Consider the following 22,525-nt stretch of genomic DNA (forward strand, 5'->3'; position numbering starts at 1 on the left):
AGGCTATGGTTATACCGTTTCACTTTAACTTCCCACCTTTTTACTCTTTCAAAAGTCGCCTGGCCATTGCTTTGGGTTATTTAAAGCTATATTCGATACCAGCATAGTAAAATGCACCGTTAATGCCGCCTGGCGAGGTGGGTGGATATAGCGCTCCCACTTCCCCTTTAAACGGGTTTTCATCTGGTAGCGCATCAAACAAGTTCTGCGCCCCCATTTTAAGCTGAGTATCAGGCAATATTTTCCAAGCGAGCTGCGCATCAAAAGTGGTGAGTGGACTGCCGTAAATATTTAAACCAGCAGATGCATCAAGATGATCTTCATAAAACTTTCCATAATAGTTCAGTCGCCAAGTGAATGCCCATGCGCCTCTCGATTGCTCTAGTGTAATGCTGCCTCGATGCGCAGGTAGATTATCCTCTAACATTCGTATTCGTGCCGAAGTAAGATTAGGTTGAAGCTGTATTTCGCCATCGGTCAGCGCTGGATAAAGAGTAACCCGTTCTACTTGCGTGTCTGTCCAGTTGTAGGCAATGAGCAATGCATTTGACCAATCATGTAAAGCGAAGTTGTAATTAACAACTAAATCGACACCCTGTGTTTTTGTGTCAAAGTCATTGGTAAAGTATTTAGCTGAATTATATCTCGCTGCATCGGGACGGCCTAGAGCAATAAGTGCGTTGACATCGTCGTCGGTCAAAGGAATGGCAGACGTTGTACTAATGCGATCGGCAAGGCGGATGTTAAAGTAATCAAGCGTGGCAAAGAAACTGTCACCTGCTTGCATAACCACGCCTAGGCTGAAGTTTGCAGATTCTTCCGGAGTCAGTGGCGTAGCACCTAACTGGAGCGATATAAGGTCTGTAGGGGGTAAAGTAGCTTGATCTTCTAAGCCATTAAGGCCATAGGCCGTAGTTACATTAATAACGTTGCTTTGCCCTACTGTCGGCGCTTTAAAGCCTGTGTTTACCGAACCTCTCAATGCAAATGTGTCATTAAGTTTGTAACGGGTACTTAGCTTTCCATCAAATGTTGACCCGAAATCACTAAAATGCTCTACCCGTGTCGCCACACCAAACTGCCATGAGTCAGTAACGTAAAACTCCAAATCCGCATACATTGCCCAATTACTGCGACTCCAGTGCCCGGCAGATTGCGGCTGATAACCAGGAAAGCCGTTTGAGCCAATTGAAAAGCCCTGACTTAAACCTATCGGCGGCTCTAAAGCAAAAGGCCCTGCAATGTACGAAGCTTCATCTCCAGCTTTTTGAAAATACGTTTCCTTTCGCCACTCTACACCAACTGCAATGCTAACCGGGTCGTCGAAGATGGTTTGAATGAGTTTCGTAAAATCCAGATTAAATGTTCGCTCTACTTGCGATACCCCACCCGGTGAAAAGGTCGTTGGCGATTGCGGACCCAGAGAAGGATTAACCGTATTTGAGATGACGTACTCTATATCGCTGTAACCCAGGGCAGCACTGATGTCCATTGCCCAACCACCAGACAGTTCTTGTTTTACGCCCATGGCTATAGAGGCATCAGTTATTGTGCCACCAAATCGAGGCGTAAAGCCGCCGGGGAACCACTCATTAAAAGCAAAGCAATTTGCGCCAAGCTCTGTCGAATTATCAGCGATAAGTTGGTAGTTTGCATTGTCTAATACATTGTCATTCGATAGCGTAATTGAAGGGCACGCTATGCCGTTATCTAACCCGTCTAAGTCGGCGACGATAAGACGACGTTCCCCCGTATTTGGGTTCGTTCGGCTAAATACCCCTTCGCGGGTTTGAGGATTTCGAAAGTAAAACCCCCCGTTTATCTCCCTTCTCGCGGCAGTTGCAAAGCTATAAAACTGTGACGTTGACGAAAGGTCTGCCCCAGTATTAAGCGCCAGCTTAATATCTTCGTTAACGTCAAGTGCTCCCCAAACCTGAGAAGGAAAAGCTATAAAACTATTTCCTTGGTCAATCAACGCTTGGGCATCATTACGCTGCACAGAGCGCGAGGTGCCATTTTGCTGCCGATACTCTGCCGTCGCATTTAAAAAGCCATGTTCGCCTAACGCAAAGCCCTTATTAAGTTGTATTTGAAACAGTTCACCATCACCTTCGCTGAACCCACCAACTTTTAACGCTGCGCTACCACCTTCACGGGCATCATTAAGTACAAAGTTGATAACGCCCGCAATAGCGTCTGAGCCATATTGAGCTGAAGCACCATCTCGAAGCACCTCCACTTGCTTCAAAGCATACGCGGGAATTACCGAGATGTCGGGGCCTTGTGCACCGTCAGATAGACCGCCCCCCAAGAACGTAATAACGGCTGAACGATGGCGTCGCTTTCCATTTAACAGTAGCAACGTGTGATCTGAAGACATGCCCCTTAGATTTGCAGGCCTTACCAAGCTGCTAGCGTCATTAATGGGCTGGTCGTTCACATTGAGTGAAGGAACCATAGCACTCAACATAGACAGCACATCACTATTACCTTGTGAACTCAGCGCTTGTGCATCTATGACATCAAGGGGAACCGGCGAATCGACGGCGCTTCGTGGCGCATTACGAGTACCCACTACAGCAATTTTTTCAAGTCCATTAGCTTGCTCTTCTACCGGCTGCTCTTCATTTTTGTACTCGTCGTTTTTTGCTGTTAACGACGCGCGCGAACGAATACTCAATGCCCCACTTTCGTCGGTTACTACGGCTAAATCCGTTCCTTCTAGAAGTTGAGCCAATGCTTCATTCAACGTAAAAGTACCGCTGACTGCATTAGTGGTGACTTTTTTCGCGAGGTCAAATGGAAACAGTAACGTGGTGTTGGCTTGCTTTGCCAGTTCCGTTAGCGCTTCGTTAGCGTTTTGGGCTGGAATTGAAAAACTAAACGCATTAGGCACAGTTGCCGATGTTTTTTCAGAGGGTAAACGGTTTTCGTCTTGCGCAGAGAGTGACGGGGTTGCTGACAGAAATAAGCATACACCGGAAGCTATATACAAAGGTGAACCAATCGAAAAGATTGAAGGTTTCCAGATTTTTTTTTGCGAACGACAACCAGCCAAACACGCAAGGGCATGCAGCTTCTCTATTGCCTTTTTCGTTTGCCTGCTTATCGCAAAATTGCTGTAGTGCAAGATAAAAAATCGATGTGCTTATTATTTTAATTATAGTGTCACATTAAATAAATTGATGCCAACAGGGAATAACCGATAACATCTAACTTTCAGAAATATTTAACTTTTCGCCAGCTTAAGCTCAATGCTGTTTTCAGTGACCTTCTCGTATTTAATATTAAAACTGCTTTCAAGTGCCGATAGCAAACCGTTTATATCGCCCACTTTAAAATAGCCAGCCACTCTTCGCTTTCGCAAACTATCGTCAGAGATATGGAAGCGAACGGGTGTGTATCGCCCAATTTCAGCAAGCACCGATTCCAAAGGTTCACCTTTGAAAACAATCATACCTTGCTGCCACGCTAGATCATCATCAATTTCATTTTGTGACATGCTCTCACGGGCTTCAACTTTACCCACAACGGTGGCTTTCTCCCCAGCAAACATCAATAGCCCCTCTTCAGCAACGGGGCGCTTTCCAAACAGGGAGTCATTAGAAGACGACGCTTTGAAGCGGTCTTTAACTAACACTTTGCCATCGGTAACAACAAGTTCGAACGCGTTGTCATCAACATACTGCATATTGAACGCTGTACCCACCGCAGTAACCGTATTGTTTCCCGCAGTAACGGAAAATGGCCGCGTTTTATCGTGAGCGACTTCAAAGTGAGCTTCGCCTTTCAAAAGAACAATGTTACGCGCCGTCGATGTAAAGTCTATGGTTACCGTAGAGTTAGTATTCAAGTGAAGCTTTGAACCATCCGCTAGCGTTACATTTTTCTGTTCACCCACGCCGGTTTGTACTTTTTGGCTTATAGCAGCAAATTCAGGAGCGCTGTTTAACCAAGTTCGCTGAACAATGACGCCAACAGCAATTGCCATGACTAAGAAGGTAGCAGCGATGCTCCACACAGCAGCCTTCGGCAAGCTTTGTTTTTAGCGGTACTACGGGTTGTTGGTTGTGGAAACAGGCCGCTTAGTTCGTTAAGCACCGACATATCGTCCCACAAGCTAGCGGCATCTAATAATGCTTGGCGATGCGCATTACTCTCTGCCAACCAGGCGTCTAATTCTACTTTTTCGTCACTTTTTAAACCGCGATCGAGACGGCTTATCCAAAGGCAGGCTTGCTCTTGAATATCTTCTTTGCTTGAAAACTGGCGAATATTGTTCATGTTAACTACTGCTTATGTCCTGAGTCTCGGTAGCAGTGGCACGGGAAGGTGCACTGTCCTTTGACAGCTCAGCTAAATATCTAGAGCACATCATTAAACCTTTGGCGACATGCTTTTCTACGGTGCTTTCACTTAGCCCTACAAGCTCTGCGATCTCTTTTTGTCGCATGCCATATACTTTTTTCAGTAAAAATACGCGTTTTACATCAGCTGACAGTGTGTCTGTCGCTCGGCAAAAATGAATAAAGCGCTCTTTACTTTCTACATTCTTTTCTAAACTGTGCCCAACAAGTTCGTAAGGCAAAATATCCATGTCATCCAGCTGCTGTTTGTTTTTATTTTCAGCTTTAGCAACATGGTTTAGCGCTAAGTTACGCGCTGTTTTGAGCATGTATGTCCGCTCGTATTGTATTTCTTGTTTTAATTCTGCTTCGTAGCTCTTTATAAAGGCTTCTTGCACGATATCTTCAATATCGTCAGCGCCAACAATAGAACCTACCGCGCGCATTAATTTCGAGCGGTATTTTAAAAAGGTTTCAGCTACTGTCGACTTTCTTGTCATAATAATAAAAGTTGTGTGTTTCGAATTGCTTACAATGGCATCAATAATGCCTGTTTCTTCATGACTTTTCACGTAAATGATGTTCGATATTGAAAATAAAAGGGGAGCTAACGCTCCCCTCCACGTCGAAACAATTGTGAAAGTTGTTTTCGCTAGTATTAGCGATTAGAACGTGTAAACACCTCTTAGATAATAGAAGCCACCGTTAATACCGATTGGTGAGGTAGTTGGATACAACGAACCTGCGATACCAGCATACTGTGTATTCTCATCTGGGTATTCATCAAAGGCGTTTTTCGCGCCTACCGTTACAGTAAACTCTTCAGTGAAGTTATAAGCTACTTCTAAGTCAACAGTAAACTCTGAACCTACTTTATCGATAGGCAATGCAGAATCTAAGTGATCTTCAAAGATGCTACCGTAATAGTTCAAGCGTGCAAGGAAGCGCCAGTCACCATTGGTGTGATTCGCTGTTGCACTGTAGCGTACTGCTGGAAGGTTGTCTTCAAGCATGCGAATACGGAAGTCAGAGATGTTCTCTGACGCGCGATCTACTTCTGTCGACGTCCAGTTGTAAGCAAGTGAGAACTTAGTTTCACCGCCCATCATTTCCATTGCGTAATTCGCTACAACGTCTACACCTTCTGTCGTTGTATCGAAGTCGTTAGTAAAGAAACTGATCTCTTGGAAGCTAGACGCATCATTAATGCCTTGCGCAAGCAGTGCTGCGATATCTTCGTCAGTCAACTCGATACCAGACGCCGTACTGATACGGTCAGTCAGTTCTATGTTGTAGTAGTCAGCGGTAATGAATAGGCCATTATCGAAATCGGCTACCACACCAAACGTGATACTTTCTGACTCTTCAGGCGTTAACTGCTCGCCACCTTTAAGCTGAGATACCGGATCTGTTGGTGGCAACGTTGCACGGTCGATAAGCTCACCACCTGTGCCGAACGCTGTGGTTACGTTACGAACGTTACTTTGACCGAGCGTAGGCGCTTTAAAGCCTGTAGAGAATGCACCGCGGAACGCAATGTTCTCAAGCGCCTGCCAACGGAAAGCAATTTTACCTTTCGTGGTATCGCCAAAATCAGAGAAGTCTTCGTAACGTAGCGCACCGGCTAGCATGAAGTTTTCAGTGATATAGGCTTCAGCGTCAATGTAAAGCGCGATGTTGTTGCGGGACACACGACCTTGGCTATTGGCCGCCAAGCCAGGGAAACCATTTGAGCCAATGCCAAAGCCTTGTGTCGCCAGCGGACCTATTTCATAAGAGGCAGTATCACCTGCAACGCTCTCATAACTCTCGTTGCGGTATTGGAATCCAGTCGCTACGAATAGCGGCTCATACAAACCAACATCGAAAGGTTTTGTAAAATCAATATCAAGAGTTTGCTCAGACTGCGTGTAACGGCCTGGGCTAAATGACGTTGGCGTTTCTGGGCCAAGTGACGGATTGATAGTGTTGCTAATAGCAAAATCAACTTCGTTTTGACCAAGGTTTAAACTTACGTCATAGGTAATGTCGTTGTCTAACTCGCCTTTAGTACCAAAGACAAGAGACATGTCTGTTACCGTACCGCCAAAGCGAGGTGTGAATCCACCTGGAAGCATTTCGTTAAATGCAAAACAATCTGGGTTGTTCGCTACTTCATTGATGTAGCGTGGATTAGTAAGGACATTGTCGCCAACGCGTATATCTGTTGGGCAGTTCCCAGACATATCGCCTGTTAAGTCACCAACTAGCAGCAACTGAAAACCTTCCCCCTCTTCAATCACGCCGTCGCCGTTGCGATCAGCAGGATCAATACCGCCATCATTTACGCCACCACGGTTGTGCGGGTTACGGAAATAAAAGCCCCCCTCAACTTCACGCTCGGCAAAGTTACCAAATATATACGCTTCTGACGTATCGGAAAGCTCAAGTCCCGCATTAGCGAAAAGCTTAATGTCATGCTTAATTTCAGGAGAGCCCCAAATTTGTGCAGGGTCTGCAACAAAGGTGTTACCCGCAGCTACTAGTTCAGCAGCATCGTCACGCTGAACGCTGCGAGACGTATCGTCAGCAGTACGGTACTCAGCTGAAAGGTTAAGAAAGCCTTTGTCAGATAATGGCAAACCCACGTTACCTGACAGCTGAATCATATCGCCGTCGCCTTCGTAGAAAGAGCCGTAACGTGCTTCAAATGTACCGCCTTCCGACGCATCATTAAGTACGAAGTTAATTACACCAGCAATGGCGTCTGAACCGTATTGCGCCGCTGCACCGTCACGAAGGACTTCTACCTGCTTCAGTGCCGCTGCTGGAATAACAGAAATATCAGGACCTTGTGCACCATCTGAAAGACCGCCACCTAAGAAAGTGATGACCGCAGAGCGGTGACGACGCTTACCATTTACAAGCACTAGCGTGTGGTCCGATGCCATGCCGCGAAGGTTAGCGGGACGAACAAGCGTTGAAGCATCGTTTATTGGCTGGTCGTTTACGTTAAAAGACGGAACAACAGTTTGCATCATAGATACCATATCTGTGGCACCCTGCTGCTTAAACTCTTCGTCAGAAATAATATCAATTGGCACCGCTGAGTCTGCGACGGAGCGAGGTGCTGCGCGCGAACCAACTACAGCAATTTGTTCAAAATCTTCAGCTTTTGCACTTTCTTCAGCTTCCTGTGCATAGACAGGTGCCGCAGCCATTACTGAAAACGCGGCTGATGCAGCTAATACGCCACGCACGTTTTTAGTCAATAAAGACAAGGTTGTATTCATGGTGATTTCCCGGATTTTCTCTAAAACACTTTCAGCGTTATTCACACAATAAAAAAGTATTTCGAGAGGTTGTTATTTTATACCTTCAACACTGACTCATTTGTGGCCAGATGGTTGATTTTATAGAACGCAAGATATTAAAAAACAAACCTTTTTAGACAAAATAAAAATATTTTTTCAGACCATAGAGGATCTTTATTTCTGACCTGTCTATATAATTTTCACGGGAATAAAAGTGAGGCGTTTTTGGCGGTTTTTAATGAAAAAAGCTGGCATAAAGCCAGCTTTGTAATCGATATTCAAGATGTCAGAAATCTGCTACAAATCGAAAGGCTTACTCTTCTTCTTTGTATTTTTCAGCTGTCTCTTTGATAAGCGGCTGAAGTTCGTTTTGTTGGAACATTTCAATAATAATATCGCAACCACCAACAAGCTCGCCTTCTACCCATAATTGTGGGAAAGTAGGCCAGTTCGCGTATTTAGGCAGTTCAGCACGAATATCAGGGTTTTGTAGAATATCTACATAAGCAAATGGTTCGCCACATGACATCAACGCTTGTGATGCTTGTGAAGAAAAGCCACAGCTAGGTAGTTTAGGAGAACCTTTCATGTACAACAAAATTGGGTTTTCTTCGATTTGCTGCTTGATTCTATCTAGCGTTGATTGATTTTCAGTATTATCCATTTGATTCCTCTGAGCACAAAAGTGTATTCCCACTAAAGATGGGAATGCATGAATGATTTATCAAGGCAAAGGGTATCATAAAATCCTTTTTAATTACCCATTACTGAATTGATCTTTTAGTACGCTCTATCCCTATCTACCTGTATATCTACCAACGCTATATTTCCACAAAATAGATTTTGAAAAAAAATTCACAATTTTGTCATTGAGTTATAAGACTTTATCCCCACATCTGGGATATGCTTTAGCGTCTAAAGTGATATAGTCAGCAAAGCGTTGACTGGCACTTATTGAACAGGCGAAGATAAGTGTGCTTTAGACTACAATACTAAACCAACATGGAGACCGTCATGGCTTTTGAACTACCAGCATTACCATACGAACAAAATGCACTAGAACCGCATATTTCTGCTGAAACGCTTGAGTACCACTATGGCAAGCACCACGCTACTTATGTAACTAAGCTGAACGGCCTAGTTGAAGGTACTGACATGGAAAACAAAAGCCTAGAAGAAATCATCAAATCTTCTGAAGGCGGTGTTTTCAATAACGCAGCGCAAGTGTGGAACCACACGTTCTACTGGCACTGCCTTAGCCCGAATGGCGGCGGCGAGCCTACTGGCGCACTAGCTGATGCGATCAACGCAAAATGGGGTTCATTTGCAGACTTCCAAGCAGCGTTCAACGACAAAGCAGTAAACAACTTCGGTTCTAGCTGGACATGGCTAGTTAAAACTGCAGACGGTAGCCTAGATATCGTTAACACTAGCAACGCTGAAACACCTATTTCTGGCGATGACCTAACACCAGTACTTACAGTTGACCTTTGGGAACACGCTTACTACATCGATTATCGTAACGCGCGTCCTAAGTACCTAGAAAACTTCTGGGCACTGGTTAACTGGGAATTCGCAAGCAAAAACTTTGCGTAAGCCTTACGCTTTTTTGTAGTACGCAGTTCGTACTACACAGCGCTAAAGAATACGAATAAAAAGCCCCGCTTCTAAGCGGGGCTTTTTTATGCGCTGTTGTTGATTAAGTGACACTAAATTCTTATTAAAGTTGCATTTTTCATTAGACGAAAAGATTAAAAACTATACACAATAATTACTATCCTTTTCCCAAATACCGACTAAGCTGAAATTACGGGGTTCCGTATTTAAGGGGTATTCATGGGTATTTTTGAACACTATCAAAGTCGCTATGAAGAGCGAAAACAGGAAGAGTTCACCATTGGGGAGTTCCTTGAAATTTGTAAAGAGGATCAAACCGCTTATGCAAATGCAGCAGAACGTTTGCTACAAGCTATTGGTGAGCCTGAATTAATCGACACTGCCAACGACCCGGCACTTAGCCGCATTTTCTCAAACCGCGTTATTTCTCGTTATCCAGCTTTTTCAGAATTCTATGGCATGGAAGAGGCCATAGAGCAAATTGTTTCTTACCTTAAACACGCCGCGCAAGGTCTTGAAGAGAAGAAACAAATTCTCTATTTGCTCGGTCCAGTGGGTGGCGGTAAATCGTCTCTGGCAGAGAGACTTAAAGAACTGATGCAGCACGTACCTATTTACATGCTGAAAGGCTCGCCTGTTAACGACCATCCATTCTGTCTGTTTGACGTCAAAGAAGATGGCGACATTTTACAAAAAGAGTACGGCATTCCTAAACGCTACTTAAAAACCATTATGTCGCCGTGGGCGCGCAAACGCCTGCATGAATTCAATGGCGATATTACCCAGTTTAAGGTGGTTCGCATTTATCCGTCAGTGCTCGACCAGGTGGGTATTGCTAAAACTGAGCCTGGTGATGAAAACAACCAAGATATTTCATCTTTGGTGGGTAAAGTTGATATTCGCCGCTTAGAACAATATGCACAAAACGACCCCGATGCTTACAGTTATTCGGGTTCTTTATGTAAAGCCAATCAGGGCTTAATGGAATTTGTAGAGATGTTCAAAGCACCGATTAAGGTGCTGCATCCACTATTAACCGCTACACAAGAGGGTAACTACAACCCAACAGAGGGCTTCTCTGCCCTACCCTTCGATGGGCTTATACTTGCGCATTCAAACGAATCTGAGTGGCAATCGTTTAGAAACAATAAGAATAACGAAGCCTTCCTAGATCGTGTCTATATTGTAAAAGTACCGTACTGTTTGCGAGTACGTGAAGAAATTAAGATCTACAAAAAGTTACTAGACAGCAGCGAGCTTAACGGCGCGCCGTGTGCTCCAGACACGCTAGAGTGTTTAGCGCAGTTTACGGTGTTATCGCGCTTGAAAGAGCCAGAGAACTCCAGTCTGTTTTCTAAAATGCGCGTGTATGATGGCGAGAGCCTGAAAGACACCGATCCGAAAGCCAAGTCTTATCAAGAGTACCGCGATTACGCCGGTGTCGATGAAGGCATGGAAGGGTTATCCACCCGCTTTGCATTTAAGATTCTCTCTCGGGTTTTTAACTTCGATCACCAAGAAGTGGCGGCAAACCCAGTCCATTTGTTTTATGTACTGGAGCGTCAAATTGAACGGGAGCAGTTCCCTCAAGAAACCGCTGATAAGTATTTGGAGTTTTTGAAAGGCTACCTTATCCCTCGCTACGTGGAATTCATTGGTAAAGAGATTCAAACGGCTTACTTGGAGTCCTATTCTGAATATGGGCAAAACCTGTTTGACCGCTATGTCACCTATGCTGATTTCTGGATCCAAGACCAAGAGTATCGCGATCCAGAAACCGGACAGCTGTTCGACAGAGCGTCACTGAATGCTGAGTTAGAAAAAACAGAGAAGCCTGCGGGAATAAGTAATCCTAAAGACTTCCGTAACGAAATCGTTAACTTTGTTTTGAGAGCCCGTGCAAATAACGGCGGCAAAAACCCAGCATGGACCAGTTACGAGAAACTTCGCACCGTGATTGAGAAGAAAATGTTCTCTAACACGGAAGACTTACTGCCGGTTATTTCTTTCAACACCAAAGGCTCTGCAGAGGAGCAGAAAAAACACGACGACTTTGTAAATCGTATGACCGAGAAGGGATATACGCAAAAACAAGTTCGGTTGCTGTGTGAATGGTACCTGCGCGTACGTAAAGCGTCTTAGCGCTAAACGCATGTGGTGCTGAAGCGCGTGTAATGCGTGCTTCAGCACGGGTATTTGTAGTTCACAACAAGACAAGCAGGTGTGTATGGCGCATTTTATTGACCGAAGGTTAAACAGCAAAGGTAAGAGTACGGTAAACCGCCAGCGCTTTATCAAGCGTTACAAACAGCAGATAAAGCGCGCTGTTTCTGATGCAGTGGGTAAACGTTCTGTTACCGATTTAGATTCTGGCGAGCAAATAAGCATTCCAGCCAGAGATATCTCTGAACCTATTTTTCATACCGGCCGCGGCGGCAGTAGAGATATTGTCCACCCCGGCAACGACCAATTCACAGCGGGTGATAAAATTGATAGACCGCCAGGTGGCGGTGGCAAGGGCGCAGGCGAAGGCGACGCTAGCAATGAAGGCGAAGGCCAAGATGAGTTCGTATTTTCTATATCCAAAGACGAATATTTAGATCTACTTTTTGAAGATTTAGCGCTTCCCAACTTAAAGAAAAATCAATTTGATAAAGTCACCCAATACGAAACCTATCGCGCAGGTTATCAGACCGATGGCGTGCCAAGTAATTTAGATATTGTTCGCTCACTCAAAGGCTCTGTGGCAAGGCGTATTGCCTTAAGCGGAAATGATAGAAAGAAACTGAGAGAGCTTGAAGAAAAACTTGCACTGCTTATAGAAGACAAGCACGACAATACGTTAGCCATAAATGCATTAAATGAAGAAATTGAAGCACTTAAAGCCAAAATAGCCCGCGTGCCTTTTATTGATACTTTCGATTTGCGCTTTAAGAACTATGACAAGCGTCCGCTTCCCTCAAGCAAAGCCGTAATGTTTTGTTTAATGGATGTATCTGGCTCTATGGACCAAGCCACCAAAGACATGGCTAAACGGTTTTACATCTTGCTGTATCTCTTTTTGACGCGAACCTACGAAAACGTAGACGTGGTGTACATTCGTCATCACACGCAAGCGAAAGAAGTAGACGAGCACGAGTTTTTCTACTCTCAAGAAACCGGCGGCACTATTGTTTCAAGTGCATTGAAGCTAATGGATGAAGTCGTTCGCGAGCGCTACAGCGATGGAAATTGGAATATCTATGCAGCACAAGCGTCAGATGGCGATAATTGGGCTGATGACTCGCCGCAGTGTCGTGACTTACTTGCCGCTAAACTGCTACCCGCAACCCGTTACTATGCCTATATCGAGATAACCGAGAGGCAGCACCAAAGTTTGTGGCGAGAATACGAGAAAGTGGCCGCCACTCACGACAACTTTGTATGTAAGCACATACAGACACAGGCCGACATCTATCCTGTGTTCAGAGAGTTATTCAAACGCTCTGAACAAGATGCGCAGCAAGGAGCCTAATATGACAACCGACGCTATGGCAAAAGAAAACAGCAAGCCTGAAACATCAAAACGCCACTTATTAAGCGATGGGCCCGACTGGACGTTTCCACTTATCGAAGAGTATGAGCAACATATCGATCGCATCGCCAAAAAATTTAAGTTAGACATCTATCCTAATCAAATTGAGGTTATTACCGCCGAGCAGATGATGGATGCGTACGCCAGCATCGGCATGCCGCTTAACTACACGCACTGGAGCTTTGGCAAAAAGTTTATTCAAACTGAGCAACAATACCGTCGTGGACAAATGGGGCTGGCTTACGAAATCGTCATTAACTCTGACCCCTGCATTGCGTACTTAATGGAAGAGAACACCATTACCATGCAAGCGCTCGTTATGGCTCATGCGTGCTACGGTCACAACTCATTCTTCAAAGGCAACTACTTATTTAAAACCTGGACCGATGCCAGCTCTATCATCGACTACCTGGTCTTTGCTAAAAACTACATTGCTAAATGCGAACAAAAATATGGATTTGATGAAGTCGAAAATATGCTCGACTCGTGCCACGCGCTAATGAATTACGGCGTTGACCGATACAAACGCCCGCAGAAAATTTCGTTACAAGAAGAGAAAAACAGACAAGAAGAGCGCGAGGCCTACCTGCAATCGCAAGTGAACGAGCTTTGGCGCACCTTGCCAAATAGCCCGCATAGCAAACACAAAGAAAAAATTCGCTTTCCACAAGAACCGCAAGAAAACCTGCTTTATTTTATCGAAAAAAACGCTCCTTTACTTGAACCTTGGCAGCGAGAGATTGTGCGTATTGTACGGAAAGTTTCGCAGTATTTTTATCCGCAAAAACAAACCCAAGTAATGAATGAGGGATGGGCCTGTTTTTGGCATTACCATATTCTAAATCAGATGTATGACGAGGGGTTGGTCAGCGACCGCTTTATGATGGAGTTTTTGCACAGTCATTCAAGCGTTGTCATGCAGCCAGAATACAACAGCCCTTACTACTCTGGCATTAATCCATACGCATTAGGCTTTTCCATGTTTATGGATATTAAACGGGTATGTCAGTCCCCAACTGAAGAAGATTATAAATATTTACCGAGTATTGCGGGTAAAGACTGGCTTGAGACCGTGCATTTCGCCATGGAAAACTTTAAAGACGAAAGTTTTATTAGCCAGTTTTTATCACCTAAAGTAATTCGCGACTTTAAGTTATTCGCCCTTGAGGACGATACAGCTAAGCCCTTTATTGCGGTAAGCGCTATCCACGACGAAATGGGTTATCAAATTATTAAAGAGAAGCTGTCTGCTCAATACAATTTGAGTAATTTAGAACCCAACATCCAGGTACATAACGTTGATGTGAGAGGCGACCGCTCGCTTACTCTTCGCTATATTCCTCAGCGAGGAATTCCGCTAGGCGATTCAAAAGATGAAGTTATGCGCCACCTGCACAGGCTGTGGAAATTTGATGTACGTTTAGAGCAAGACAATGGTGATGAAGGCATTGACGTGATATCAGAGTGTAAACGTGTACCGCAGGCGTAAGCCTGCGGTCAGCCATCAGAACAAGATTTTAAGCCGCCTTTGCACTTTCCATGTCTTTTCTGGAACACAGTAGCAGTGACAGTGCGCCTATTGCTGCAAAAACGGCTGCGGTAACGAACGTCTCATAGGCGTTAGTACCTTGCTGCCACTGCTGCCCAGCCATGTAGTTGCCAAATGCGCCACCTAATCCAAACGCTATACTGATATATACAGCTTGTCCTCGGCTTTGATACGCCTTCGGAAGGAACTGGTGGATAAAATGCACCGACACAGCATGGGTTAACCCAAAGCTTAAGGCATGAATAAGCTGGCTTAATACGATCACCATAAAGCTATCGGCAAATGCCGCCATCACATACCAGCGAAGCCCTGTTAGTGCGATGCTCACAAACAATAAATTCCAAACGCCAAACTGACTAATAAGCCTGCGGGCAATGAGAAATATCCCCACCTCGGCAAGTACCCCTAGCGCGATAAAGATGCCAGTTTGTTGGCCGCTGTAATCAAGGTCGCGCATGTAAAGTGCGAAGAAACCGTAATACGCACCAAAGCTAATTTGCAAGCACGCTGAAGCGAAAATAAAGATAGCAAAAGGTTTTTGCTTGGCGTACTTCCAAATACTGCCCGCCGTAGACGATTCAGGTGCAGGTTCTTTGGGAGCACGTATAAACAAGGTACTTACAAACAAGAGTGCAAGTACGCCAATACTGGCGTGCACTGGCGTATCGGTAGAAAAAATATCTAGGGCCTTTCCTACACCGACCGTCAAACAAATAAAGCCAACGCTCCCCCATAGTCTTACCTGCCCATAGGTAGCGTTGGTTTTCGCCACCGTGTTCATTGTGATAACTTCAAGCTGAGGCAACACCGCTGTCCAGAACATCATCATTAATCCGAACGCCAGCGTAAGCCCCCAAAAACTGGTGAAGTAAAACACCGAACTGAAAGTCAGTACGGTGAGCAAGCAGCCTAAACGCATTACGCCGATGGCATTACCCGTTTTATCGGCCACGCCTGCCCACAGGCCTGGCCCTAAAATACGTGCTAGCGTTATAACCGCAAAGAGCTCACCGATTTCGGCAGAGGAGAATCCCCGCCCATCAAGGAAGATACCTAAATAAGGCACTAGCACGCCAAGTTGCCCGAAATAAAGCCAGTAGGTAATAGCCAGGATAAAGAGAGCAGCTTTGCTGCTTTTTGCGGCTGTATCAACGCTTTCGCCGTGGTTTAGACCATTAGATGACAATTCACATCTCCATATGCAAAAACGCCACTAGCGCAAAACGGGTAGTGGCGAATAGTAAAATTCATTAGCACAGCATGTTTTTAGTGCTGCGCGTATTTGTAAACCGCGTGAATATGGCGGTCGTTAGAATGCGGCGTTGGGATTATAAACGCTATGCCTGACTCGCAATTGGTTTCGTCGTTGATATCACACCGGCATTTTGCGCGCGGTGACGCAGCAGATGATCCATCAATACCAGCGCCAGCATGGCTTCGGCAATAGGTACAGCACGGATACCCACACACGGGTCGTGACGCCCTTTGGTGACGATATCGATTTCCTCATTATCTTTATTGATAGTTTTACCCGGAACCGAAATACTTGAGGTAGGCTTAAGCGCCATGTGTACTTCAATATCCTGACCGGTAGAGATGCCGCCTAGCACGCCACCTGCATGATTAGAGGTGAAGCCGTCAGGAGTAAGCGTATCGCGGTGTTCACTGCCTTTTTGATTAATAACATCAAAACCATCACCAATTTCCACGCCTTTCACTGCGTTAATTCCCATCATGGCGTGGGCAATTTCAGCATCTAGCCTATCAAAAACTGGCTCGCCAAGGCCTACAGGCACGTTCTTCGCTACCACCGATACTTTTGCGCCAATGCTGTCACCAGATTTTTTAAGGTCACGCATGTACTCGTCCAGCGCATCTAACTTAGACTCATCTGGGCAGAAGAACGGGTTAGTGTTAGTCACACTATGATCAACTTTATCTACCGTTACCGGGCCAAGCTGAGACAAATAGCCTAACACTTCAATGCCGTGCACTTCTTTGAGGTACTTTTTCGCAATACCACCTGCGGCTACGCGAATAGCTGTTTCGCGGGCTGATGAACGACCACCACCTCGGTAGTCACGGCTTCCGTACTTTTGATCGTAGGTATAGTCAGCGTGGCCTGGACGAAAGCGGTCCTTGATATTGCCGTAATCTTGGCTTCGCTGATCTTTATTTTTAATCAATAAACCAATACTGGTGCCAGTAGTTTTACCTTCAAATACGCCAGATAAAATTTGTACTTCATCGTCTTCTCTTCGCGCTGTGGTATAGCGCGAAGTGCCGGGTTTGCGTCTGTCTAAATCAACCTGAAGATCTTCTTCTGTGATCTCAAGTCCAGGAGGGCAACCGTCTACCACACCGCCAATTGCAATGCCGTGGCTTTCACCAAACGTGGTTACAGTGAAAAGTTTTCCGAAGCTGTTACCTGACATAATTAACTATTAATCCTTACTACTAAAATACTGTACTAGTGTGTCTTTGCGCACGGCGAAAATACCTGAACCACCGTTATCGAATTCAAGCCAAATGACTTCTAAGCCAGGGAACCTTTCGCTCATATGCACTTCACTATTCCCTACCTCTACGAATAACCAGCCACCGTCATTAAGGTAAGTTGGCGCCTCTTTAAGCATGATATCAACCAGTTCCAAACCATCTTCACCTGCGGCAAGGGCGAGCTCAGGCTCGTGGTGATACTCTTCTGGCAAATCAGCCATGTCCTCTGCATCAACGTAAGGCGGGTTAGACACGATAAGATCGTACTCCTGCCCTTCTAAACTTGAAAACAGATCTGACTGGATTGGATACACACGGTGACTTAGACCATGCTCCTGAATATTAATATCGGCAACTTCTAAGGCATCTGTGCTGATATCTACAGCGTCTACCTGCGCCTCTGGGTATGCATGAGCAAGCGCAATAGCAATACACGCACCGCCCGTGCACATGTCGAGAATAGTGTTTGGCGTCGACTCTACAAAAGGCGCAAATTCGTTTTGAATGAGTTCAGCAAACGGTGAACGTGGAATAAGCACGCGCTCGTCTACGTAAAATGGCATACCGCAAAACCAGGCTTCATTTGTGATATAAGGCAATGGCATGCGAGTTTGCACGCGCTTTAAAACAAGCTCTGCAATCTTCTCTCGCTCGCTTTTCGTTAAGCGAGACGTCATTACGCTGTCCCCAACTTGCTCTAATATAGGATGAGGCAAATGTAAGGCTTGCATAACTAGGCTTGTCGCTTCATCCCATGCATTGTCAGTACCATGACCAAAGTACAAGGCCGCATCGTTAAAACGGCTGGTTGCCCATCGTGTCATATCTAACAGGGTATGCAGATCTTCAATGGCTTCTTCAAGGTAAAACTTATCGGTCATGGCGTTTGGGTACATCAAAAATTTCAAAGCTGGTATCATACCCAAACTTCATACCGATTCACATAATTAACTACGTACCGAATCTTTCTATTCGTTATAATTTAGGCGTTTTGAATCGTTAAACTCGAGTGTATTTACCCAAGCTGTTGTTGATGAAAACCTTTAAAAAAGAACTCAAAGCATTAAAGAAGCAACTTTCTGAACCTCATCGCCATAAAAGTCAGGCGAGACAGGAAGGCGCCCGTAATGGAAATATGTCTACGAATACCGAGGAAGAGACTTTTTCATTTGCCGATGCAATGCAGGGAGTGACGCCTTTATCACAAGATAAAGTTGAGCCTGATAAGCAAGTTGAGTTATTTAAGAAGTCGCAGCAGGTAAAAGGTAAACATCTAAAACACAGCAAGCAATTAGCGGCAAGCTTCGACTTTTCTGATATGTACCAGGCAGCGTTGCCGCAAGAAGGGCCCATGCGCTTTTGCCAAGAAGGTGAGTCTACGCATATTTTGAAGCAGCTGCGCCGTGGCGACTACTCGCCAGAAATGACGTTAGATTTACATGGCCTTACCCGAGAGATGGCAAAAGCCGAGCTTGCCGCACTTATTCACACGGCAAGAAAAGAACTGATAGATTGCGTGTGCGTAATGCATGGTTTTGGTCAGGGCGTGCTAAAAGCCGCCCTGCCCCATTACTTAGTTCAGCACCCACACGTACGTGCATTTCATCAAGCGCCCCTCGAATACGGTGGACAAGCAGCACTACTGGTACTCATCGACATACCGCTTCAAAACAACAAGCGTTAATTTGCACCTGAACAGCCTTACATGGTGACTTATTTGTCTTCATCTGCACTGTTGTGCATAAACAAATAAGTGTAATACATCATCATCGCTACAATAATGCCTATACCGAGTAGTGAGCCCCATACTACGGGGTCTTTCATCATAGTCCACAACATAAGTAATCTCCTCTTCAACTAAGTAAATAGTAGAAGAGGCGTTAGATAGAGGATGTGATCCAGATCAAATTCGATTTCTAGTCGTTAGCTGTCGGCCTAATTATTTGATCCAGGTCAACATACAGTTAATACCAATCCGCCTATTTGTCGCGCCATCACAATTGGGGCTTTGCCATACTTAGTTGTAACGATTGAATATGTTCAGGTTTCCCTCATAACCAAGCAACGCCTCCGCATTACGGCACAGCTGCTCCATCGACTCACTAACTTGTATATCAAAATTGGGGGGTGTTGCTCGAAGACTGTGTTGAAAGATTTTGGCGTTTACATGGTTCGCAAGCAAAAGAAAACCCAAACATCCATACGTTCTCAGAAAGGGAAGCCGTGAGCAAAGTTGAGATGCGGCAGTATGTGTAATCGTTAAACTTTTGTCGGGAATAGATAGAATTACCCACTTATCAAGTTTCTGACCCTCTCTTGCGATATTCCTAAACCATCCGTCGACGACGCTATCGTCGTAAACATTGCTTGGTATATCGAATAGCACATTGTTGACGTTGAAAAAACGGTATTGGTGCTGACTACCTACCATGGCTACCTCCTGTTATGCCTTCATTCAATTGGTAGAGTGGAGCACTGAGCAAAGATCAGTTTTGACAGGGCGAGTTCGCCAAGTTAGGACTGTTATGGCTATCGTCTGGCATTATTGAACTGATTAACATAGTGGGCCTGCAGACAAGCAAGTACTTTTTCACTCAACCACAGTGTTGCCTGAGCAGTGTCGTCAAAGTATTCGAATGCTAGTGTTGAAGATTCATAAACACGAGACCAAAACTTCTTTTGCATTGCCACACCTTCTGGTTCATGAAGCACCACTGCCGTGGCGATTAGTCCCAATGCTACGGCTTTACTAACAATTTCTTGCCCAGCGTTAGTAGCCTCCATGGGCGCAAGTGCTAGACCATGCACATTTACTAAGCTTCCCCAACACGGTGTATCAATATTCTTTCTTTGTGCGCCAACCACACGCTCATACTTTTGCATGAACTCAAGATTAAACGGACCTACTAAGTCTATATGTAGAATATTTTGCTCTGCTTGAAAATGAGCGTGAACTTCTCCATGCGCACTAAACTTGTCTATATCCATACGTTCCTCCACTTAAAAAGTATAGAACAAGATTAGGGCCAGATAAATTAACTGCATATCGAGGCATAAAATTAACCACAAAAATGTATTGCAAATCATTCTCATTTGCAATATCTTGTAAATGCCTGTTCGACGTTGGGTAAAAAAACGGTCTTGGCTTAGCGTCGCTGAGGGATAGACGCCCGTCTATCCCTCAATTTTTTCTTCAATATATTCTTCTACTTATTTTAATCAACGTTCATAGACGCATAAAAAAAGCGACTATAACGTCGCTTCTTCTCGTTTCTGTAATTTAGCTAAACAGCTTCATAAACCAACCTTTTTGAAGATCTTCCTCGCAGGTTTTAAGTTGCGTAGCATAGCGCAACGAGCGCGCTTTAACTTTTGACGCCACTTTCTTCAGCCACGGCTTTCTATCATAGCTTCTGCGTTTGTACCCGCCCCATCCTTCGTGATAGTTAAGGTATTGCGCGTAGGCGTCCCATTTAGAAATACCGTTCACTTTTTGCGACTTGTAAATAAACCACCCCATAAAGTCGATAGCGTCTTCGAAATCATCACGATCCGCACCACTGTTATCTGTTTCTCTCATATAGTCAGACCAGGTAGGTGTTTTCGCTTGTGAATAGCCATAAGCCGAACTAACACGCCCCCAAGGAATAAGCCCGAAGAAAACATAATCTCGCGGTGGAAGCGCATCGTGGCGGAAGGAACTTTCTTGATACATCATGGCCATTGGAACATGTATAGGCACACCCCATTTATCGCGGGCATCAGCAGCTGCATCATACCAATCGTCCTTTTCGTAGAATATTTCGCACAAATTACTGATGTCTTTAGGAGGCGTAGTTGCACACCCAGCGATAAACAGTGGAAAAAGAACGATGAGAGTTGATAAAAAAACAACCAATTTTTTGAACTTTTGGTTCATAGCTTGTCTTAACTAATGTTCTAGTAAAATGTGTGTTTCCCTGGAACCCTTCGATGCCTGACCTATGTCAGGCATTTTTTTTTGCTGGGGCCTCAGCGAAATAATCACGAATGAATGTATCAAAGTCTTTCACATCAGCAGCTTCTATTTCTTTTTGAGCAGCAAACGACACGTCAGCTTGGGCAGCAAATCCAGCAGCATCTGTATCCGAGTATTCAAAAGACTTCATCTCAGCTTGATAAGCTTGTGCCAGTTCTAAGCCCAACACGCCATTATCTTTGTCGCTTTCTAGCAAAGTCGCAAGTAGTTTACCTGACGGCGTTAGCGCCGGATCCGCTACTTTTTCAGCCTCGACCTTCACCGCTTGGGTATAACGCGACGTATCATTGGCCAAGTCAAGTAATTCGGCCGCTTGCTCGAAGGACTTAAACAGCGAAGCACACCAGTTAGGTAGTGAAATATTTTCTCCGCCATTTTGCAGGAGCAAATCGGGGTTTCGCCCTTCTAACACCACTTTATTCATATTCTCTTTAGCTTCTTTAAGCTGCGCTTCATCAAGTTCTGCACTTGGCATTAGTAAGCACGCTACTAAGAAAACATCTAAGAAATCAAATTGCGCCTGTGAAATACCAATTGCCGAAAATGGATTTACATCTAGAGCGCGCACTTCAATGTAGCTGATACCGCGTCTAACCAAAGCGTCTGTTGGCTTTTCCATTGACTGAGTGGGCTGCTTAGGGCGTATAGGCGAGTACAGTTCATTTTCAATTTGAATGATGTTGCGACTTAACTGTTGATAATTGCCCTCTTCGCCTGCAGCAAACTGGCTGAACCTAGATGACGGCGTATTCATCGCATCGCGCAGCAAGGTGACATAGTTGTCTAGCTTGTTGTAACAAATCTTAAGCGACGATTGCTCTGCACTTGTGTAGCCTAAATCACTCATGCGAAGTGATGTCGCGTATGGCATGTATACCGTGCCCTTACCTACCTTTTTAAAAGGTAACGCATGCTGCTTTCCTTTTAAAAACGATCCACATAATGCAGGGGATGCACCGTACAAATAAGGAATAAGCCAACACAACCTGCGGTAGTTGCGGATAAGCCCAAAATAATCGGCTGAAGTCTGCTCTTGAGAATGTTCTTTTCCGTTCAGTTCAGCCCATAGCTTCCAAAACGTTTCGGGAAGAGAAAAGTTGAAATGCACGCCGGCAATTGCCTGCATCATACTGCCGTAGCGGTTTTTCAGACCAATGCGATATACACGCTTCATCTTGCCCACATTTGACTCACCAAAATAGGCGATGGGAATGTGCGCTTCATCATCTATAAAGCATGGCATACTTAGCGGCCATATTTGCTCTTCACCAATATTATCAATAACGAATTTATGGATATCTTTTAACTGAGAAATCGTTTTGACAGCACTGTTTTCTGGCGGCGTGATGAATTCAAGCAAAGACTCAGAAAAATCTGTAGTGATTGAATCATGGGTTAGCGCAGATCCCAGCGGTTTAGGATGGGGTGTTTGTGCCAACGTTCCGTTCGGGTTTATACGAAGGGCTTCGCGCTCAACGCCGCGCTTAATATCTTTTAGCGCAGCGAGAAATTCGGGTGACTTAAGCGCAGCAATGCGCGCTTCAAAACGGGATGAGTCTACAGTCAAAATGGTGGTCCGTTATGTCAATATAGCCCCCTGTTATGGGGGGCAATAATGTAAATTCAACA

At 44.9% G+C, this 22,525-nt stretch carries 19 protein-coding genes; 5 read left to right on the plus strand and 14 right to left on the minus strand.

What is annotated here, in order from left to right; all coding sequences use genetic code 11:
* Window positions 1–76: 76 nt before the first annotated feature.
* From AC27KT_RS01065 to AC27KT_RS01090, 6 genes are all read right to left on the minus strand, one after another.
* Window positions 77–3,130 carry a TonB-dependent receptor domain-containing protein gene (locus AC27KT_RS01065; protein ID WP_487126665.1) on the minus strand — a complete coding sequence of 1,018 codons (3,054 nt, stop codon included), beginning with the start codon at window positions 3,128–3,130 and terminating at the stop codon, window positions 77–79.
* Window positions 3,131–3,229: 99 nt separating this feature from the next.
* The gene (locus AC27KT_RS01070; RefSeq protein ID WP_487126667.1) at window positions 3,230–4,021 is read right to left on the minus strand and encodes a FecR family protein; all 792 of its coding nucleotides are present in this window, start codon (window positions 4,019–4,021) and stop codon (window positions 3,230–3,232) included.
* Window positions 3,994–4,284, minus strand: a complete 291-nt coding sequence (locus AC27KT_RS01075) for a FecR/PupR family sigma factor regulator (RefSeq protein ID WP_487126669.1) — start codon at window positions 4,282–4,284, stop codon at window positions 3,994–3,996. The genes AC27KT_RS01070 and AC27KT_RS01075 overlap by 28 nt, the downstream gene beginning before the upstream one ends.
* A gap of 1 nt (window position 4,285) precedes the next feature.
* Window positions 4,286–4,846, minus strand: coding sequence for an RNA polymerase sigma factor (locus AC27KT_RS01080; protein ID WP_487126978.1), 561 nt, complete (start codon window positions 4,844–4,846; stop codon window positions 4,286–4,288).
* A 165-nt stretch (window positions 4,847–5,011) separates the two neighbouring features.
* The gene (locus AC27KT_RS01085) at window positions 5,012–7,618 is read right to left on the minus strand and encodes a TonB-dependent receptor plug domain-containing protein (protein WP_487126671.1); all 2,607 of its coding nucleotides are present in this window, start codon (window positions 7,616–7,618) and stop codon (window positions 5,012–5,014) included.
* 334 nt (window positions 7,619–7,952) lie between these two features.
* A complete protein-coding gene (locus AC27KT_RS01090; RefSeq protein ID WP_136780857.1) occupies window positions 7,953–8,303 on the minus strand; it encodes a Grx4 family monothiol glutaredoxin in 351 nt (116 codons plus the stop codon).
* 350 nt (window positions 8,304–8,653) lie between these two features.
* Between AC27KT_RS01090 and sodB the strand changes: the two genes are divergently transcribed.
* From sodB to AC27KT_RS01110, 4 genes are all read left to right on the plus strand, one after another.
* Complete coding sequence (sodB, locus tag AC27KT_RS01095; protein ID WP_025254504.1) at window positions 8,654–9,235, plus strand: superoxide dismutase [Fe]; 582 nt, start codon at window positions 8,654–8,656, stop codon at window positions 9,233–9,235.
* Window positions 9,236–9,475: 240 nt separating this feature from the next.
* Window positions 9,476–11,398, plus strand: a complete 1,923-nt coding sequence (locus tag AC27KT_RS01100) for a PrkA family serine protein kinase (RefSeq protein ID WP_487126674.1) — start codon at window positions 9,476–9,478, stop codon at window positions 11,396–11,398.
* Window positions 11,399–11,483: 85 nt separating this feature from the next.
* Entirely contained in the window at window positions 11,484–12,770 is a 1,287-nt protein-coding gene (locus AC27KT_RS01105; protein WP_487126676.1) for a YeaH/YhbH family protein, read from the plus strand.
* A gap of 1 nt (window position 12,771) precedes the next feature.
* A complete protein-coding gene (locus AC27KT_RS01110) occupies window positions 12,772–14,319 on the plus strand; it encodes a SpoVR family protein (protein ID WP_487126678.1) in 1,548 nt (515 codons plus the stop codon).
* 28 nt (window positions 14,320–14,347) lie between these two features.
* On the opposite strand, the gene AC27KT_RS01115 is transcribed toward AC27KT_RS01110, so the two are convergent.
* The 3 genes from AC27KT_RS01115 to prmB form a co-directional block, all read right to left on the minus strand.
* Complete coding sequence (locus AC27KT_RS01115; protein ID WP_487126680.1) at window positions 14,348–15,565, minus strand: MFS transporter; 1,218 nt, start codon at window positions 15,563–15,565, stop codon at window positions 14,348–14,350.
* A 151-nt stretch (window positions 15,566–15,716) separates the two neighbouring features.
* Window positions 15,717–16,814, minus strand: coding sequence for a chorismate synthase (gene aroC, locus AC27KT_RS01120; protein WP_487126682.1), 1,098 nt, complete (start codon window positions 16,812–16,814; stop codon window positions 15,717–15,719).
* A gap of 9 nt (window positions 16,815–16,823) precedes the next feature.
* Window positions 16,824–17,759: a 50S ribosomal protein L3 N(5)-glutamine methyltransferase gene (gene prmB, locus AC27KT_RS01125; protein WP_487126980.1), complete on the minus strand. Its 936-nt coding sequence runs from the start codon at window positions 17,757–17,759 to the stop codon at window positions 16,824–16,826.
* Between the two features lie 152 nt (window positions 17,760–17,911).
* On the opposite strand from prmB, the gene smrB reads away from it, so the two are divergent.
* Window positions 17,912–18,562: an endonuclease SmrB gene (gene smrB, locus AC27KT_RS01130; protein WP_014948757.1), complete on the plus strand. Its 651-nt coding sequence runs from the start codon at window positions 17,912–17,914 to the stop codon at window positions 18,560–18,562.
* Window positions 18,563–18,591: 29 nt separating this feature from the next.
* Here smrB and AC27KT_RS01135 read toward each other — a convergent pair whose 3' ends face one another.
* From AC27KT_RS01135 to gshA, 5 genes are all read right to left on the minus strand, one after another.
* Window positions 18,592–18,717, minus strand: coding sequence for a hypothetical protein (locus AC27KT_RS01135; RefSeq protein WP_012517787.1), 126 nt, complete (start codon window positions 18,715–18,717; stop codon window positions 18,592–18,594).
* A gap of 178 nt (window positions 18,718–18,895) precedes the next feature.
* A complete protein-coding gene (locus AC27KT_RS01140) occupies window positions 18,896–19,309 on the minus strand; it encodes a hypothetical protein (RefSeq protein WP_014948756.1) in 414 nt (137 codons plus the stop codon).
* Window positions 19,310–19,407: 98 nt separating this feature from the next.
* The gene (locus AC27KT_RS01145; protein WP_487126685.1) at window positions 19,408–19,866 is read right to left on the minus strand and encodes a hypothetical protein; all 459 of its coding nucleotides are present in this window, start codon (window positions 19,864–19,866) and stop codon (window positions 19,408–19,410) included.
* A 292-nt stretch (window positions 19,867–20,158) separates the two neighbouring features.
* Window positions 20,159–20,797: a transglycosylase SLT domain-containing protein gene (locus AC27KT_RS01150; protein WP_014948754.1), complete on the minus strand. Its 639-nt coding sequence runs from the start codon at window positions 20,795–20,797 to the stop codon at window positions 20,159–20,161.
* Between the two features lie 67 nt (window positions 20,798–20,864).
* Complete coding sequence (gshA, locus tag AC27KT_RS01155) at window positions 20,865–22,463, minus strand: glutamate--cysteine ligase (protein WP_487126687.1); 1,599 nt, start codon at window positions 22,461–22,463, stop codon at window positions 20,865–20,867.
* Window positions 22,464–22,525: the final 62 nt, after the last annotated feature.

This window comes from Alteromonas sp. 5NW40-0090, from assembly GCF_057552975.1.